Genomic DNA, 17,750 nt, shown 5'->3' on the forward strand with positions numbered 1-17,750 from the left:
AGAGGATTAGCTCAGTTGGGAGAGCGTCTGCCTTACAAGCAGAATGTCGGGGGTTCAAGTCCCTCATCCTCTACCAAAAACTGCCTACGTAGCTCAGTTGGTTAGAGCATCTGACTGTTAATCAGAGGGTCCTAGGTTCGAGTCCTAGCGTGGGCGCCATCTTTGTTGTGTTTTTTCTTTTGTCCTTGAAACCCATTTTTAAATTAGTATTTTCTAATTTATTAAGTCAATTTTACAATCAATGATTGGCTTATTTTTTTAACAAAATTCTCTTTTTTTAAGAAAATAATTTTAAATTGATTTTTTTATAAATATCACTTAAAATTAAAATAATTATCTAATTATTAAGCTAGTTTGTTGAAATCAATTCAAACTCTAGCTTTTTATTTTTATATATTTTTTTATCACATCCAAAATTCCCCCAACCCCAACCCAGTTACTTAAAGGAGTATCTCAAGTGTTAAAAAAAGTTTTTGAAACTACTAATTTAAAAGATTCTTTTCAAGTCGAAATAGGAACTTACGCCAGAAACGTTGATGCTTCCATTTTAGTACGCTACCAAGATACAGTGGTTCTTACAACTACTGTTTTTAGTCGCAAACCCAATAATCTTGATTTTTTACCTCTTACTGTTATTTATCAAGAAAAATTATATGCTGCTGGAAAAATTCCTGGCAGTTTTTTACGCCGAGAAGGACGTTCCAACGATCACGAAATCCTCACTTCACGCCTCATCGACCGTTCTTTACGCCCCCTATTCCCTGATTATTTTCAACAAGAAGTGCAAGTAATTAATACAGTTTTAAGCCTAGACCCTGATTTTAAAAGCGAGCTTGCCTCCATGCTTGGAAGCTCTCTTACTCTATTGATTTCTGAAATCCCCTTTTTTGAAGCTATTTCCGGAGTTTATGTAGGAAAAATCAACGACAAGTTTATCATCAATCCTACTTTGCAACAACTTGTCAATTCTACTCTACATTTGATGGTTGCAGGTACCAAACACAACGTTACTATGATAGAAGCACACGCCAATGAAGTTAGCGAACAAGACTTTTTAGAAGCCATTAATTTTGCTCACCAATATATTAAAAAACTGTGCTTATTTCAAGAAAATATCAAGCAACAATTTGCACCTGCTAAAATAACAAACACCTTGCAACAAATCGAACAAACCCAACAACAAGCCTTTTTTGCCAAACACCAATCCCAAGTTAAACAAGCTATTTTAAGTTGCAACAGCAAAAACGATTTACAGCAATTAAAAGAACAAATCCTAGATCAAACCAAACAAACTCCTTTTTTCAAAACTATTGACACTACCACTGTTTTTGATTACGAAGCCCACAAAAAACATTTACAAACAACAGAAACTCTATTTCAAAAATTATCCAAACAAGAAACACGTTCTTTAATTTTGCAAGAAAAAATAAGACCAGATAAAAGAGGATTAGAAGAAATAAGAACTCTTGAATCTCAAATTGATTTGTTGCCCCGCGCTCATGGTTCTGCTTTGTTTACTAGAGGACAAACCCAAAGCCTTGCTGCAGTGACCTTAGGATGTTTATCAGAAAGCAAAATTATTGACGGTCTAAGCGACGAACAAAATAAACGTTTTATGCTTCATTACAACTTTCCTCCTTTTTCAGTTGGTGCAGTTGGTCGTTATACTGCCCCTAGTAGACGAGAAATCGGACACGGCACTCTTGCCGAAAAAGCCATATCTCAAGTTTTGCCCGAACAAAAAGACTTCCCCTACACTATTAGAGTAGTTTCTGAAATTCTAGAATCTAACGGCTCTTCTTCTCAAGCCACTGTTTGTGCTTCTTCTTTGGCATTAATGGCATCAGGAGTTCCTTTAAAAAAAGCAGTTGCAGGAATGTCAGTAGGATTAGTTTTTGACCAAGCAACGAATAAATACGTTATTTTAAGCGATATCCAAGGTTTAGAAGACCACGTTGGAGACATGGATTTAAAAATCGCAGGCACCAATAAAGGAATTACTGCTTTACAAATGGATCTTAAAATTCAAGGAATCCCTTTTAAAATTTTGCAAGAAGCTTTTTTGCAAGCCAAAAAAGGACGCCTTCATATTTTAGAACACATGAGCCAAACAATTTCTCAACCTCGTTTAGAAGTTTCGAAGTACGCCCCTAAAGTTTGTATGATGCAAATCAAACCAGAAAAAATTCGTGATATTATTGGAAGTGGTGGCAAAATCATCAATCAAATTATTGAATCTCATGATGGTGTAAAAATCGATATTGAACAAGACGGACGCGTTTTTTTAATGCATTCCAACTTAGAAACAGTCAAAAAAACAGTCGCTTTTATTGAAAGTTTAATCCAAGAAATTCAAATAGGCACTTGTTATCAAGCCTCTATTTTGCGTTTTTTAAGTGACAAACAAGGAAAAATGATTGGAGCTGTGGCACAAGTTTGTCCAGGAATCGAAGGACTTATCCACCTTAATCAAATGAAATTTCAAAAAATCACCGATGTTTTAAAAATAGGTGAAACGGTTTCGGTTAAATGCACCAAAATCAACGACCGCGGAAGAATTGATTTTTTGCTTTTGCCCAAAAATACACAAGAAAAAAACTCTTAGTTTGGCTTTCAAAAATTATTACCAATACCCATTAATTTATAAAAAAAATACCGATATCATTTAAGAAAAGTGTGGTGGTTGTGCATGAATGAATATTTAAATAATCCCAATATCGCAACAAAACAAAACTTTACAGGACTAACTAACAAGCAAGTAGAACAAAAAAAAACTGCGGGTCAAGTTAATGTTTCTAACTATAAAAATTCTAAAAGTATTAAAGATATCTTATTTAGTAATTTATTTAATTATCTTAATTTGTTGATTTTAATTGTAGCATTAATCATTATTTTCATAGAACAATATGAACATTTATTTTTTTTAGTAGTTTCTTTAACCAATGTTTTTATTAGTTTTATTCAAGAAATTAAAGCTAAAATAACTCTTGACAAAGTATCTTTGTTGATAAAAAACCATTCTCAAGTAATAAGAAATAGTCAAAAAGAAAAGGTTTTTTCTTCTGATTTAGTTTTGGGAGATCTTTTATTTTTGGAAACAGGAGAACAAATTGCAGCTGATGCCAAGGTAAAATCGGGTGTTTTAGAAGTTAACGAATCACTTTTAACTGGTGAATCTAAATTAGTTATCAAAAAAGAAAATGATTTTTTATACTCTGGTAGCTACGTGGTATCAGGTCAAAGTTATGCCGAAATTGTAGCTGTAGGAAGTGATATGTATATTGAAAAAGTTTCCCAAGAAGCTAAAAAATACAAAAAACCGACCACTCCTTTAATGCAAAACTTATCTTCTTTAATCAAAACGATCATTATTTTCGTCACACTTTTTGCTATTATTTTAGCTTTTTTTGCTTTTAATAAAGAAAATAATAAAATATCAGGTTTCAGGCAAAATTCCTTACTAGGTTTGTGTGGTATGATGATAGCAATGCTTCCTTTGGGACTTTTTTTGCTGACTAACATTTCTTTGGCAGTAGGTTTTGTACGTTTAGCAAAACAAAAAACTTATGCCCAAAATCTATTTGGAATCGAAATGTTAGCTCAAATAAACACTTTATGCCTCGACAAAACAGGAACTATTACTGATGGAACTATGCAAGTTAAAAAAGTCATTCCTTATCACCCTAAAGAACTTGATTTTACTAAATTAATGAACTCTTTTTTATCTGCTTGCCCCACTTCTAATAGTACTTATAATGCTTTAATAAACAAATTTAGCCCCAATACTTTTCCTGCTTCAACTCCTTATCAACCCTCCCAAAATCTTCCTTTGTCTAGCACAAGAAAATATAGTGCAGTTGAATTTAACAATTTAGGAACCATTTTTTTGGGGGCTCCTGAATTCATTTTAAAAAACAATTTTCACCTTATTCAAAAAGATTTTGAAACTTACACTAAATCAGGTTATCGAGTGCTTTTATTAGCCAAAAGCCCTGAGCCTTGTATTTCTCAAATAACTTGTAAAAACCAAAAATTACACGACATCCCATGCATTCCTTTAGCTTTAATTATCATCAAAGATACTATTAAAAAAGACGCAGTTGCTACCATTGATTTTTTCCAGAAAAATGGCGTTTGTGTTAAAGTAATTTCTGGTGATAATCATGTGGCAGTTTCTCAAATAGCTCAAAGAGTAGGTATTATTGATGCTTATAAAACCATCAGTTTAGAAGGGCTTTCTGACCAAGAAGTTATCCAAATAGCTACTAAATATAATGTTTTTGGAAGAACTTCGCCCCAACAAAAAAAAATCTTAATCCAAACTTTTAAACAAGCAGGACAAAAAGTTGCCATGACAGGCGATGGTGTAAACGATATTTTAGCCCTAAAAGAAGCCGATCTTTCCATTGCGATGGCATCAGGCAGCCAAGCTACTTGTAATATTGCTAATTTAGTTTTGATGGATTCTAATTTTTCTTCCATGCCTAAAGTAGTTTTTGAAGGCAGAAGAATTATTAACAATTTAGATAAAATCTCTATTTTGTTTTGTACCAAAACTATTATTGCTTTTATGCTTGCAGTTGCTGTTATTTTATTTAATTTTTTAAGGCGTCCTTGCTACTATCCATTATCACCTTTGAAATTACAATTTGTCATGGATTATTGGTCAATTGGCATTCCTTCGCTTTTTTTATCTTTTGAAAAAAACAACGAAATTATCAGCAAAAACTTTTTACTTAATAATCTCAAAAAAGCCTTTCCCTATGCAAGTCTAGCTTTTATTAGTTATGTCTTAACTTTTGGTGTGCGAATTGGTTTTGTATCAACCCAAACTCCCGATTTCAAACAATTAGAAACAGTTTCTAATTTTGTCATTTTGCTTTCCACCTTCATTTTATTTACTGTTTTATTTAGAATTTCTAAACCTTTAAATCTAGCTAAATTACTTTTATTTGTAGCAATGTTAATAGGATTTATGACAGCTTCATTTATTTTGGATGTTTTTGAAGAAATGTCTCAATTCGATAAACTTGAAAAAGTTTTATTAGTTTTAATCATCATTTTATCCCTTGTCATAACCCAAATCTCCCAAAAACCCCATCCAACAAAAACTACAAAATCGAAAGAAAACAAATAATTAATATGATTATTTACGGAAAAAACCCCATCAAAGAAGCAATTAAAGCGCAGAGAAAAATTTATCAACTATATTTAGATGAAAAAATTAAAGACCATCTTTTTATAATGTTTTTGCAAAAACACAATATTGCTTATCAATTAGTTGACAAAAAGTTTTTATATGATCTAACCAAACAAAAAAACCATCAAGGAGTCGCTGCCAATGTTTGTGACTACACTTTTTACGACTTAGACACTTATTTAGATTCTGCCAAATTCCAAAAATTCTTAATTTTAGACGCCATTAATGACCCTCATAACTTAGGAGCCATTTTAAGAACTGTTGAAGCTTGTGCTTTGGATGGTGTTATTATGAGTAAAAAACATCAAGTCCCACTCAATTCCACAGTTGCCAAAATTTCTTGTGGTGCCTTGGAATACACTAAAGTTTTTTTAGTTACTAATTTGCATCAAACCATTTTAAAACTAAAAAAAAATCAAGTTTTAATCGTTGGTACCGATAGCAATTCTTCCCAATCTTTTCACCAAATCCCTAAAAACAGTTCTTTGGCTATTATTGTTGGCAACGAAGGAATAGGTATTAGACATTTATTAAAACAGCAATGTGATTTGTTGGTTAAAATTCCTATGTATGGAAAAATCAATTCTTTAAATGTAAGTGTTGCTGCTGCATTAATGATCTACTCCACTTTTATTTTTGGCGATAATTAACCCTTGCCTCCTCCAAAAAACAAACTAATCACTAGCTTTTTTAAGCAGCTAATCATTTATCTAATTTGGGTTACTGTTAGTTTTCTTACCATCTTTCATCCAACATTCCAAATATTTTCTTCCCGGGATATTTTTTTGCACAAAGCAATTTTTATATTTTATTTTTTGCACAAAAACACTGATTTATGATATAATAAAAAAAGATGTTTTGAAAATAAATTAATGTTTTTTTTAACTTTCTAACATAAAAGGAGCTATTTTTTTGAAAAAAAATATTTTAGTTTGTGTTTTGTGTCTAAACCGCAATTACAACACCAAACCACGAGCCAATCAAAACTCAAAACGTTTAACTTTAAAAAAATATTGCTCTTATTGCAACAAGCACACTTTGCATCAAGAAACTAAGTAAAGGAGTTTTTAACTTTATGGGAATTAAAATAGTAAGCGAAAACAAACCAAATCAGTTATTAGAAGTAATCAAAAGAGAATATAGTTGGCTCAATATTTTACTAATTACCACTTCTATTTTGTCTCTTGCTCTTTGTGGGCAATTATGGCAACAAAAACAGTTTGAAACTATGCATTGGGCATTGCCTTGTGCTTTAGTTCTTTTGAGTGTTTTTATTTTTGCGATAAGTTCATTTGCTTTTTTCAAAGATGCATTTTTGCAAATTTGTAACATTAGTTGGCCTTCCTTAAAACAAATTTTGTTTAAAACATTACAAGTTATTTTTTTCACATTGTTCTTAATCCTTTTTGTTAATGCCATAGATTCTTATGTCGTTGGCAAATTAACCCAATTTTGTCTTAAAATCAAAAATTTGTTGAGCAAATAAAATGAATAAAACAGAAAAACAAATAAAAGAGACACAATCGCAAGAACAACAAGATCAAGAAAAAGACTCCCAAAATACATGTCACCTTAAATGGTATATTGCTCAAACTTATTCAGGTTATGAAAATGTTGTAAAAGGCGATTTGTTAAGAAGAGTCGAAAGCATTGGCATAGGTGATTTAGTATCTAATGTTTTGTCTCCCAAAGAAGAATATTATGAAACTCGTTTGGATGGAAAAAAGGTTAAAAAAGAGCGTAAAATGTACCCCGGGTACGTTTTTATTCAAATGATGATTACTGACCGATCTTGGTTTGTTGTCAGAAACACTCCGCGAATTACTGGTTTTTTAGGTTCCAGCGGGATGGGTTCTAAACCAGTTCCTTTATCTGAAAACGAAATCAATCCTGTTTTATTAAAAATGGGCATCATCAATAAACCCGATTATAAAAATTTTATCGGCAAAAAAGTAGAAATTATTTCTGGTTCTTTTTCGGGTCAAATAGGGCAAGTATCAAGTATTGATGACGACCGTGAAAAAATGACAGTGGAAGTAGATTTGTTTGGTAGAGCAACTCCAGTAGAAATTTCTTTCAACGACTTCAAAGAAATATCTTAATTTTTTCATAATTTCTAACATTTTTTTATCAAATATTTAAAATTTATTTTAAAATAAGTTGTCTAAAAAATTTTATCATATTTTTTTATGTGACAATATCAACAATATTCCAAATTTAATGAAACGCAAACAAAGAATAAACAACTCAAATTATCAAGTTTTTTATTTCAAGTCCCCGTTCCAAAGAAAGGTTTTTTATGGCTAAAAAAGTTGTTAAAACGGTAAAATTACAAATTCCTGCAGGAAAAGCTAATCCAGCTCCTCCAGTAGGACCTGCTTTAGGGCAAGCCCAAGTTAATATTCCTGCTTTTTGTTCCCAATTTAACGAAACAACTAAAGATCAAATGGGTTTCGTTATCCCTGTTATCATTTCTGTTTATGAGGACAGAACATTTACTTTTGTAACTAAAACTCCTCCAGCAAGCGATCTTTTAAAAAAAGCTGCTAAAATTGAATCTGGTTCTGCTAATGCAAGCCAAACCAAAGTAGCTACTATCACCCACAAACAAGTAGAAGAAATCGCCAATTTAAAGCTTCCAGACCTAAATGCTTATTGCGTTGAAAAAGCTTGCAAAATCATTGAAGGCACAGCTCGTAATATGGGAATTTTAGTAAAAGATTAAAATATTAAAATAGTTTTTACCCCAATTATTCAAATTTCAAATTAAAAAAATTTCTAAAAAATGTCAAGTTGTTTTGAGAAAGGAATTACTGCGATGAAACGAGGCAAAAAATATTTAGCATCATTACAAATGTTTGATGTTAAAAAAACATATCCGCTTCAAGAAGCTATTAGCTTAGCTAAACAAACTCAAGTTGCTAAATTTGATGCTGCGGTAGAATGTGCTTTTCATCTAAATTTAGATCCTAAAAAAGTTGATCAAAATTTAAGAGGAGCCTTAGTTTTACCACATGGCACTGGCAAAGTCTTAAAAGTAGCAGTTCTTGCTAAAGGAGAACAAGCTAAACAAGCACAAGAATCCCAAGCAGATTACGTAGGCGACCAAGATTTAATTGATAAAATTGCCAAAAACTGGTTTGATTTTGATGTCTTAGTTGCTACTCCCGAAATGATGATGCAATTAAGTAAATTAGGGCGTCTTTTAGGACCCAAAGGACTAATGCCTAATCCTAAAACAGGTACTGTAACAAATGATGTTTTACAAGCAGTCAAAGAAATTAAAAATGGTAAAATTGAATACCGCCTAGACAAAAGCGGGAATATTCACGCCATATTAGGTAAGGTTTCTTTTGATGAGACAAAATTACTAGAAAACTTAAAAACTTTATATCTTCAATTAATGACTGTTAAACCTCGTACAGTGAAAGGCACTTACATTAAAAGTGTTACTATTTCAACTACGATGGCACCAGGTATTAAAATTGACCCTGTTACAATTTCACAATAATCAAGATCAAAATTTTGAAGGAAGGAAAAGGGCATAATCATGATAAAACCTCAGTTAGCCAAAAAAATAGATTCAGTTGCTCTTTTGCAAGAAAAAATTAGCACTGCCAAAACAGTTATTGTTTTTGAATATGCAAGCTTACCGGTAAGCTCTTTTATGCAACTGCGTCGTGAGTTAAAAAAAACTAGTTGTGAAGTAAAAGTATATCCCAAAAACATCATGCAAAGAGCTGTTACCAACGCCAAACAAGCTGATTTAGTTACCTTTTTAAAAGGGGCAAAAGCTTTAATTATTAGTCCCCAAGAATTATTAGAACCAATCAAAACGATTTATAATTTTGCTAAAAAAAATAAAGCAGTTAAAATAGTTTCTGGCATCGTGGAACAAAAAATTGTCTCCTTGCAAGAAATAAACACCTTAGCTACTTTGCCTTCAAAAGAACAAATGTTAGCGCTTTTAGCTGCTTCAATGTTTGCACCTTTGCAACATTTAGCAATTGGTCTAAATATGTTAGTACAAACCAAAGAACAAGAAAACCCCCAACAATAAACAATTAATTTATGAATGAAAAGATTATAACAAAGGAGATTGACATGGCTAAGTTAACGAAAGAAGCTTTTGTATCGGCTTTAAAAGAAATGTCTTTATTAGAGATTAAAGAATTATTAGATGGTTTGAAAGAAGAGTTTGGAATTGACCCAACTGCTTTAGCAGTTTCAGCTCCTGGAGCAAATAATGCAGCTGAAGTAGAAGAAAAAACCGAATTCACAGTAGTTATGAAAAGTTTTGATGAAAAAAAGAAACTTGCTGTTATCAAAACAGTGCGCGAAGTAACAGGATTAGGCTTGCTAGATGCTGCTAATTTTGTTAAAGTTCCTGACTCTAAAGTAAAAGAAAATGTTTCCAAAGCTTTAGCAGAAGATATCAAAAACAAGTTAGAACAAGCTGGAGCTGTTGTTGAACTTCAATAAATTATTATCTTGTAAGTAATATAAAAACCTGAGTTTTCTCAGGTTTTTTAGTCTTGCATTGTTTTTATTTTTATACCCCAACCCCCCAAAACCCAAAAATCGCAAAGACACAATTAAAAATAAAGATTTTGGCAAAACAAACTACCAATTAATAATTTATAGGAGCATAAGATGGGTTATCATAATGTCAAATATGGCAAAAAAGCACAACGTCGTAATTATTCTAAAACAATTTATGATGTTGATTTGCCCAATTTAATTGAAATTCAAAACCAATCTTTTGATTGGTTTTTAAAACACGGTATTAAAGAATTGTTGCAGGATTTTTGTCCTATTGAAAGTTATAATGGGGATTTAAAAATTCACTTTGATGATTATTTTTTAGCACCCCCAAAATATAGCATTGAAGAAACTAAAATTAAAGATATAAGTTATGTTGCCCAATTATTTGTCAAAACTACTTTAGAAAATGTTTTAACTGGCGAAACTAAACAAAGCAATATTTTACTTACTGAATTGCCTCTAATGACTCCCACTGGGAATTTTGTTATCAACGGCACTGAAAGAGTAGTAGTTTCTCAAATTGTACGTTCCGCTAGCGTGTATTTTGCAGGTAATTTTGACAGCAAACTCAACAGAACCACTTATTCTGGACAAGTAATTCCTTCACGTGGTGCTTGGATTGAATACGAAGAAGGCTCTAAAGAAATTTTGTATGCCAAACTAGATCGTTCCAAAAAAATCCCCTTGTCTAATTTTATTTATGCTCTAGGTTTTGACAGCAAAGAAGCAATCGAAAATGTCTTTGGCAAAAGCGCTATCCTTGATTCTGTTTTTGATAAAGAAACTGATATGGACTCAGACAATGCTTTGGTAGAACTGTATTCTAAAATCCGTCAAGGCGAAAAAGTTCCTGTCGACACTGCTAGAGATTTTATCAGAACAAGACTTTTTGATCAAAAAAAATACGACCTGGCTAAAGTGGGAAGATACAAATTTAACAAAAAACTAGACGTTCTTACCCGAGCTGAAAACACTTATTTAGCTTGTGATTTTGTCAATCCCGAAACTCAAGAAATAATAATTGCACAAGACGAACTTTTAACCAAAGAAAAAATTGCAATCCTGAAACAAAATCGTCATTTTTTGCTCCAAGAAATCTTCGACGCTAAACATAATTTAGAAAACGAAACTGATGAAGAGATTTTAGCATATAAAAAAGACCCCCAAAAAAACGAATTATTCACCAAAACTAACATCATCAACTCTCGCACTGGTGAAGTTTTAGTAGCTAAAGATACTTTAGTTAACGACGATATTATCAATCATTTAAGACACAATATTCACACTCTTGATGAAAAAGTATCTAAATTTTTCTTAGGAACTAAAGATATTTATCAAAAAGAAGCAGACCGTCAAGGAGTTTTTAACGAAATTTTAGAAGTCTATACTTCAAAAGACGAATCAGGCAAGCTATATCACAAAGTCAAACTTATTGGAAACGACCAAAGAGAAACCAAAAAACACATCACTTTATCAGATGTTATTGCAAGTATTAATTATTATTTGAATCTTTATGAAAACGTAGGCACTGTTGATGATATTGATCATTTAGGGAATCGTCGTTTAAGATTAATTGGAGAATTGTTAAAAAACCAATTCCGAATTGGTCTTACCAGAGCTGAAAAAAATATCAAAGATATGATTTCCACTAGCAAATTCAGCGAAGTTAACGGTCCAGGCGACCTAGTTAATTTTACTTTTTTAATGAGTGTAATCAAAACTTTTTTCACAAGTTCACGCTTATCTCAATTCATGGATCAAATCAATCCTTTAGCAGAATTAACCCAAAAAAGAAGGGTATCAGCTTTAGGTATCGGAGGAATTAATCGTGATCGTGCAGGCATTGAAGTGCGCGACGTGCACAATTCCCACTACGGCAGATTATGCCCCATTGAAACTCCTGAAGGACCTTCCATCGGACTTATCACATCCCTTTCCACTTATGCCAAAGTCAATAAGTACGGTTTTATCCAAACTCCTTTCTTTAAGGTTTTGCACCAAGACGGGAAAACTATCCTTTCGCGCCACATAGATTATTTAACAGCTGACCAAGAAAAAGAAGAAATTATTGCCTCATCTGGGTTTGTTTTGGATGCCAATAATGCTTTTAAAGACAAAAAAATAATTGCTCGTAGAAACGGTGAAACAGGCATTTTTGAAAGAAGCCAAATAACATATGCTGACGTTTCTCCTAAACAAATTGTCTCTGTTGCAACTTCTTCGATCCCCTTTTTAGAACACAACGACGCTTCCAGAGCTTTAATGGGAGCCAACATGCAACGTCAAGCAGTCCCTTTATTAATCCCTGAATCTCCTATTGTAGGAACAGGTGTTGAATATCGTGCTGCCAAAGACTCAGGTTGCTTAATTATTGCCCGCGAATCAGGATTTGTTACTTATGTTGATGCTCAAAAAATAATTATCACTAAAAAACCCAACCAAAATGTTTTATTAAATGGCAAAACCCTTTACGATACTACCCAAGAATTTACCTACGCCCAAGCCAAGGCTTTATACGAGAACAACTACAAAGAACACCAAGCCAAATACACCCTCATCAATTTTGCCAAATCCAACCAAGACACTTTAGTATTGCAAAAACCGATTGTAGTTTTGGGAGAACAAATCAATGAAGGCGATATTTTAGTAAGTGGACCTTCTACATCTCAAGGCGAATTAGCACTTGGCAGAAATGTTACAGTGGCTTTTATGACTTGGGAAGGCTATAACTATGAAGATGCCATCATTATGTCAGAAGAATTAGTCAAACGCGATGTCTACACTTCCATCCACATTGATAAATACGAAGTTCAAACTAGAGAATTAAAAAAAGGTAGCGGTCAAGAAGAAATCACTAGAGAAGTTCCCAACGTGGGCGCTGATGCTATTAAAAACCTTGACGAAAGAGGAATTATTATTCCTGGTTCCGAAGTTAAAGAAGGAGATATTTTAGTAGGTAAAATAACTCCTCAAGGAAACATTGAACCTTCTCCTTCTGAAAAATTAATTCAAATTGTAATTGGTGAAAAAGCCCGCGAATACAAAGACTCTTCTTTAAGGGTTCCTTTTGGTGAAGGGGGGATCGTTCAAAGTGTTCATTATTTCTCCAGAAAAAACGGTGATGTTCTTCCTGCTGGTGTCAACGAAAACATCCGTGTTTTCATCGCTAAAAAACGTAAAATCAACGAAGGCGACAAAATGGCAGGACGCCACGGAAACAAAGGTGTAATTTCTCGCATCTTACCTAAAGAAGACCTTCCTTATATGGCAGACGGCACCCCAATTGATATCATGTTAAATCCTTTAGGAGTTCCTAGTAGGATGAACATTGGACAAATTTTAGAAATCCATTTAGGAATGGCTGCCAAAAAATTAGGCATCAAAGTGGCAACTCCTGTTTTTGACGGCGTTAATGACTACGACCTTAAAGAAATCATGAAAGAAGCCAATTTAGATCCTGATGGCAAAATGGTTTTATATGACGGACGCACCGGCGAACCTTATGACAGTCGTATTTCTGTAGGAGTTATGTATATGGTTAAATTATCTCACATGGTAGATGACAAACTCCATGCCAGAAACGTAGGACCATACACTTTAGTGACCCAACAACCTATGGGAGGAAAAGTCCAAAACGGTGGACAACGCTTCGGTGAAATGGAAGTATGGGCGCTTTATGCTTATGGAGCTGCTCATACCTTACAAGAAATTTTAACAGTTAAAAGTGATGATATTGTAGGTAGAAACAAAACTTACAGCGCCATCGTGCAAGGAACTCCACTGCCTAAACCAAGCATTCCTGAAAGTTTCCGAGTTTTCATTAAAGAATTGCAATCTTTAGGATTGTATGTAGAACTAATCAAAACAGATACTAAAGAAAATGAAGTTAATAAATCCTTAATTGATTACAAAAAGGAAGGTTATAATTAAAGATGAGCGATAACAGATTATTTACTTCAGTAGAAACTTTAAATCTTTCATCTCCAGTTTTAGAAAAATTAAAACTTTCTGGAATCAATACTTTGGAAGATTTTAACACTTTTACTTTAGAAGAGTTAAGGCTTTTACTGCAAGAAGCTTTTTTAGAAGTTTTACCTATCCTCAAAAACTTCGCCCTACCTCGCAATTTACAAAATCTAGATTTGAGTGAAGCCGTTATTAACATTCTTACTGAACTAGGAATGGAAGATTTTCAAGATCTTTTACAAACTAAAATGGCTGTCCTTACAAAAGCCTTTGAAACCAATCCCCTTGCTTTTCAAAAATTAAACGACCTATTTAAGTTATACAATCACTTCCCTTCTATTTCATCTGACAAAGAATACGGTAGTAGAGATTATGATTATTTTAAAATCCGTCTAGCTGCTCCTGAAGAAATCAGACAGTGGTCTTATGGTGAGGTTACTAGCTACGAAACAATTAACTATCGCACCTATAAACCAGAGATATCAGGATTATTTTGTCAAAAGATTTTTGGTCCAGTAGTTGATTTCCAATGTGCTTGTTCTAAAAAACAAGTCAGCATCAAAAGTCAATTTTGTAACAAATGTGGAGTTGAATTTACCGAAACCAAAGTGCGTCGTGAAAGAATGGGACACATCGAATTACAAACCCCCATCGTCCACACTTGGTACCTTAACTCTTCTCCCAGCCGTTTAGCTATTCTTTTAAACATCAAAACTAAACAATTAGAAGAAATAGTTTATTATGTTTCTTACGTTGTAATTGATCCTGGAAAAACCGAATTCAAACCTAAAGAAATTATTACAGAAACCCAATACAGTGAAGCTCTTTATGAATTTGGAAACGCTTTTGTAGCTTTAACAGGTGCCGAAGCGGTTAAAAAATTACTAGAAAATCTCAATTTAGAAAAAACTATCAAAGTCCTTCGCAAATCTTTATCGGAAAATTCCAAACAAAAAAGAGAAAGCATTATTAAAAGACTAGAAATCATCGAATCTTTTCATCAATCAGACAACAAACCTGAATGGATGGTAATGGATGTTATTCCTGTATTGCCTCCGGGATTAAGACCGATGGTTCCTTTAGATGGTGGTCGTTTTGCCACTACTGAAGTCAACGATCTTTACCGCCACATCCTTAATCGCAACAATCGTTTAAAAAAACAAATGCTCCAAAAAGCTCCTCGTTTAATCATTAAAAATGAAAAAAGAATGCTACAAGAAGCAGTTGATGCTTTATTTGATAATGCCAAAACTAGCAAAAAAAACGTTAACAACGTCGAAAAAAATCGCCCGCTTAAATCTTTATCCGAAATGCTACGCGGTAAACAAGGGCGTTTCCGTCAAAATCTTTTAGGTAAAAGAGTGGATTATTCGGGACGATCCGTAATTATTGTAGGTCCTGATTTAGAAATGCACCAATGCGGTGTGCCTCGTGAAATGGCAATTATTTTGTTCAAACCTTTCATTTTGAAAAAACTACAAGAAACCAAAGGAATTGACAAAAAAAACGCCAACACCATTTATGAAAAAATGAATGAAGAAGTTTGGAACGCCTTAGAAGAAGTAGTCAAAGAACACCCGGTCCTTTTAAACCGCGCCCCAACACTACACCGTTTAGGAATTCAAGCTTTTGATCCTAAATTAATTGACGGTAAAGCCATTCGCCTCCACCCTTTAGTTACGCCTGCCTTTAATGCCGATTTTGATGGCGACCAGATGGCAATTTATGTCCCTCTTTCTTTAGAAGCCCAAGCCGAAGCACGCTTATTGATGCTTGTTTCGAACAACATTTTAGACCCTAAAAATGGTAATCCAGTAGTAACACCTTCCCAAGATATGGTTTTAGGAAACTACTATTTAACCATTGAAGAAAAAAAAGATCGAACTATAAACAGCTATGATGCTGCCCAAAGAACTGCAGAACAACAATACAAACATCGCAATGAAGGAGCTTTTTTTGCTGACATCAACGAAGCCAAAACCGCTTATCAAAATAAAGAAATCCACCTTCACACAAGAATTTTTATCAAACCACAAGCAATTAATTTATCATTTACCGAAGAACAACGTCAAAAATATTTAATGACTACTTTAGGAAAATTAATTTTTAATGACATTTTGCCTCCAAGTTTCCCCTACATTAACGAACCAACTCAGTTTAATTTGGATGTCAAAACCCCTGATGCTTATTTTTTAGCTCCAGGAACCAACCCCAAACAATTCCTAAAAAAACTTCCCACCCCTAAACCTTTTAACAAAAAATTCCTATCTATGATTATTGCATGTTTTTTCAAACAAATGAAAATTACAGAAACTTCCAAAATGCTAGATCACATCAAAAACTTAGGTTTCAAGTATTCTACTATCGCAGGAATTACAGTTTCATTTGCAGACATCAATACTTACTCCAATAAACAAGAATTGTTACAAGAAGTAGAAGCCCGCAATATTCAAATTGAGACTTGGTACAACGATGGTTTTTTAACAGATGCCGAACGTCGTCGTTTAGTAATTAACGAATGGAAAACTATTCGTGATGAAATTCAAGAAGGTTTGATGAAAGAATTTCAACAAGACAACCACATTTTTATGATGAGCGAAAGTGGCGCACGTGGTAGTGTTTCTAACTTTACTCAATTAGCAGGGATGAGAGGGTTAATGAATAACCCTAAAGGTGAAATTATTGAAGTCCCTGTTAAAGCTTCTTTCCGAGAAGGTCTGAAAGTTTCTGAGTTTTTCATCTCTACTCACGGAGCCCGTAAAGGTTCAACTGACACTGCCCTCAAAACAGCCGAGTCAGGTTATCTAACGCGTCGTTTAGTTGACGTAACTCAAGATATTGTTGTTATCAAAGAAGACTGCAATAGTGACCGCGGTTTTGTTGTAGAAGCTATGCTTAGCGACGGCAAAGAAATTGTTTCCCTCAAACAACGCATTATGGGACGCTTTGCTAGCTGCGACATTTGTCATCCCAAAACCAACGCCCTTATTATAGCGCGCAATGAATTAATTACTGAGTCCAAAGCCCAAGAAATTATTACTGCCAAAATTAAAAAAGTTCCTATTAGAAGCATTTTAACTTGTAATTGTGAATATGGTATTTGCGCCAAAGACTACGGCGTCAATCTAGCTACCAATAAATTAGTAGAAATTGGCGAAGCTGTTGGTGTTATTGCTGCTCAATCCATTGGGGAACCAGGAACTCAATTAACTATGAGAACTTTCCATACTGGAGGAGTTGCTTCTGCCTCAGATATTACTCAAGGTCTTCCAAGGATCGAAGAATTATTTGAAGTACGCAAACCTAAAGGAAAAGCGCTAATCAGCGAATTAAAAGGAAAAATCAAAAAAATTGATAAAATCCGTTCCCAAAATCCAGAAATTGTAATCACAGAAGAAAATGACCCTGACACAGAGCACCGTTATATTTTGGAACCTAATGTCGATATTTTAGTAAGCAAAAACAACAGTGTTTATCCCGGTCAAAAACTAACTTCTGGTTCGGTTGATCTAAAAGAACTTTTAAGAGTGGCAGGCACAACAGAGGCTCAAAAATACATCTTAGAAGAAGTACAAAAAGTTTATCGTGCCCAAAATGTTTATATCAGCGACAAACACATCGAAATTATTATTCACCAAATGTTTAAACAAATTTTAATTATTGATGAAGGTGATACTCAACTTTTACCTGGCACAGAAATTACTATTAACAACTTTAAAAAAGCTAATTTAAAAATGTTAGAAGAAAACAAACTTTTAGCAGTGGGGCGCCCCATTATTTTAGGAATTACGCGTTCTTCTTTAAGAAGTGATTCTTTACTGTCAGCTGCATCTTTCCAAGAAACTACTAAAATTCTAATCGATGCTGCCATCAAAGGAAAAACCGACCATCTTTACGGACTTAAAGAAAATGTTATTATTGGTGGCTTAATTCCTGCAGGAACAGGTATTTTAGAAACTACTTTATTTAAATATCCAAAAGAACCTGCAACCACTTCTGAACTTGCTGAAAAAACTAAACAAAATTAAAAAAAAGAAAG

General features: G+C 33.5%; 12 protein-coding genes and 2 tRNA genes. All 14 read left to right on the top strand.

All coding sequences use genetic code 11. From position 1 onward, the window contains the following. A tRNA-Val gene (locus HGD80_RS00265) sits at window positions 1-76 on the top strand. A 6-nt stretch (window positions 77-82) separates the two neighbouring features. After that, window positions 83-159, top strand: a tRNA-Asn gene (locus HGD80_RS00270). Between the two features lie 298 nt (window positions 160-457). Further along, window positions 458-2,605, top strand: a complete 2,148-nt coding sequence (locus tag HGD80_RS00275) for a polyribonucleotide nucleotidyltransferase (RefSeq protein ID WP_219474952.1) — start codon at window positions 458-460, stop codon at window positions 2,603-2,605. 84 nt (window positions 2,606-2,689) lie between these two features. After that, window positions 2,690-5,137, top strand: a complete 2,448-nt coding sequence (locus HGD80_RS00280; protein WP_225904369.1) for an HAD-IC family P-type ATPase — start codon at window positions 2,690-2,692, stop codon at window positions 5,135-5,137. Window positions 5,138-5,142: 5 nt separating this feature from the next. Further along, the gene (gene rlmB / locus HGD80_RS00285) at window positions 5,143-5,850 is read left to right on the top strand and encodes a 23S rRNA (guanosine(2251)-2'-O)-methyltransferase RlmB (protein ID WP_219474955.1); all 708 of its coding nucleotides are present in this window, start codon (window positions 5,143-5,145) and stop codon (window positions 5,848-5,850) included. Window positions 5,851-6,112: 262 nt separating this feature from the next. Continuing rightward, the gene (gene rpmG, locus HGD80_RS00290; protein ID WP_034172136.1) at window positions 6,113-6,259 is read left to right on the top strand and encodes a 50S ribosomal protein L33; all 147 of its coding nucleotides are present in this window, start codon (window positions 6,113-6,115) and stop codon (window positions 6,257-6,259) included. 16 nt (window positions 6,260-6,275) lie between these two features. Next, window positions 6,276-6,686 (top strand): preprotein translocase subunit SecE, encoded by a 411-nt coding sequence (gene secE / locus HGD80_RS00295; protein WP_219474958.1) that lies wholly within the window; start codon window positions 6,276-6,278, stop codon window positions 6,684-6,686. Window position 6,687: 1 nt separating this feature from the next. Continuing rightward, window positions 6,688-7,302 carry a transcription termination/antitermination protein NusG gene (nusG, locus tag HGD80_RS00300; RefSeq protein ID WP_219474960.1) on the top strand — a complete coding sequence of 205 codons (615 nt, stop codon included), beginning with the start codon at window positions 6,688-6,690 and terminating at the stop codon, window positions 7,300-7,302. Between the two features lie 197 nt (window positions 7,303-7,499). Next, window positions 7,500-7,925: a 50S ribosomal protein L11 gene (rplK, locus tag HGD80_RS00305; RefSeq protein WP_042067774.1), complete on the top strand. Its 426-nt coding sequence runs from the start codon at window positions 7,500-7,502 to the stop codon at window positions 7,923-7,925. 93 nt (window positions 7,926-8,018) lie between these two features. Then, entirely contained in the window at window positions 8,019-8,711 is a 693-nt protein-coding gene (rplA, locus tag HGD80_RS00310) for a 50S ribosomal protein L1 (protein ID WP_219474963.1), read from the top strand. Between the two features lie 39 nt (window positions 8,712-8,750). Next, on the top strand, window positions 8,751-9,260 hold the full coding sequence (rplJ, locus tag HGD80_RS00315) for a 50S ribosomal protein L10 (RefSeq protein WP_219474965.1): 510 nt from the start codon (window positions 8,751-8,753) through the stop codon (window positions 9,258-9,260). Between the two features lie 44 nt (window positions 9,261-9,304). Next, entirely contained in the window at window positions 9,305-9,682 is a 378-nt protein-coding gene (rplL, locus tag HGD80_RS00320) for a 50S ribosomal protein L7/L12 (protein WP_219474966.1), read from the top strand. A 171-nt stretch (window positions 9,683-9,853) separates the two neighbouring features. Beyond that, entirely contained in the window at window positions 9,854-13,675 is a 3,822-nt protein-coding gene (locus HGD80_RS00325; RefSeq protein WP_219474969.1) for a DNA-directed RNA polymerase subunit beta, read from the top strand. Between the two features lie 2 nt (window positions 13,676-13,677). Beyond that, window positions 13,678-17,739 (top strand): DNA-directed RNA polymerase subunit beta', encoded by a 4,062-nt coding sequence (gene rpoC / locus HGD80_RS00330; RefSeq protein ID WP_219474973.1) that lies wholly within the window; start codon window positions 13,678-13,680, stop codon window positions 17,737-17,739. The last annotated feature ends 11 nt before the right edge of the window (window positions 17,740-17,750 follow it).

Origin of the sequence: Paulownia witches'-broom phytoplasma (assembly GCF_019396865.1) — a bacterium.
GTDB classification, from domain to species: Bacteria; Bacillota_I; Bacilli_A; order Acholeplasmatales; family Acholeplasmataceae; genus Phytoplasma; species Phytoplasma asteris.

Coding starts and splice junctions, on each gene's coding strand:
- HGD80_RS00325 (WP_219474969.1), top strand. CDS start 9,854: ATGGGTTATCATAATGTCAAATATGGCAAAAAAGCACAACGTCGTAAT.
- rlmB (WP_219474955.1), top strand. CDS start 5,143: ATGATTATTTACGGAAAAAACCCCATCAAAGAAGCAATTAAAGCGCAG.
- HGD80_RS00280 (WP_225904369.1), top strand. CDS start 2,690: ATGAATGAATATTTAAATAATCCCAATATCGCAACAAAACAAAACTTT.
- rplK (WP_042067774.1), top strand. CDS start 7,500: ATGGCTAAAAAAGTTGTTAAAACGGTAAAATTACAAATTCCTGCAGGA.
- rplL (WP_219474966.1), top strand. CDS start 9,305: ATGGCTAAGTTAACGAAAGAAGCTTTTGTATCGGCTTTAAAAGAAATG.
- secE (WP_219474958.1), top strand. CDS start 6,276: ATGGGAATTAAAATAGTAAGCGAAAACAAACCAAATCAGTTATTAGAA.
- nusG (WP_219474960.1), top strand. CDS start 6,688: ATGAATAAAACAGAAAAACAAATAAAAGAGACACAATCGCAAGAACAA.
- rpoC (WP_219474973.1), top strand. CDS start 13,678: ATGAGCGATAACAGATTATTTACTTCAGTAGAAACTTTAAATCTTTCA.
- rplA (WP_219474963.1), top strand. CDS start 8,019: ATGAAACGAGGCAAAAAATATTTAGCATCATTACAAATGTTTGATGTT.
- rplJ (WP_219474965.1), top strand. CDS start 8,751: ATGATAAAACCTCAGTTAGCCAAAAAAATAGATTCAGTTGCTCTTTTG.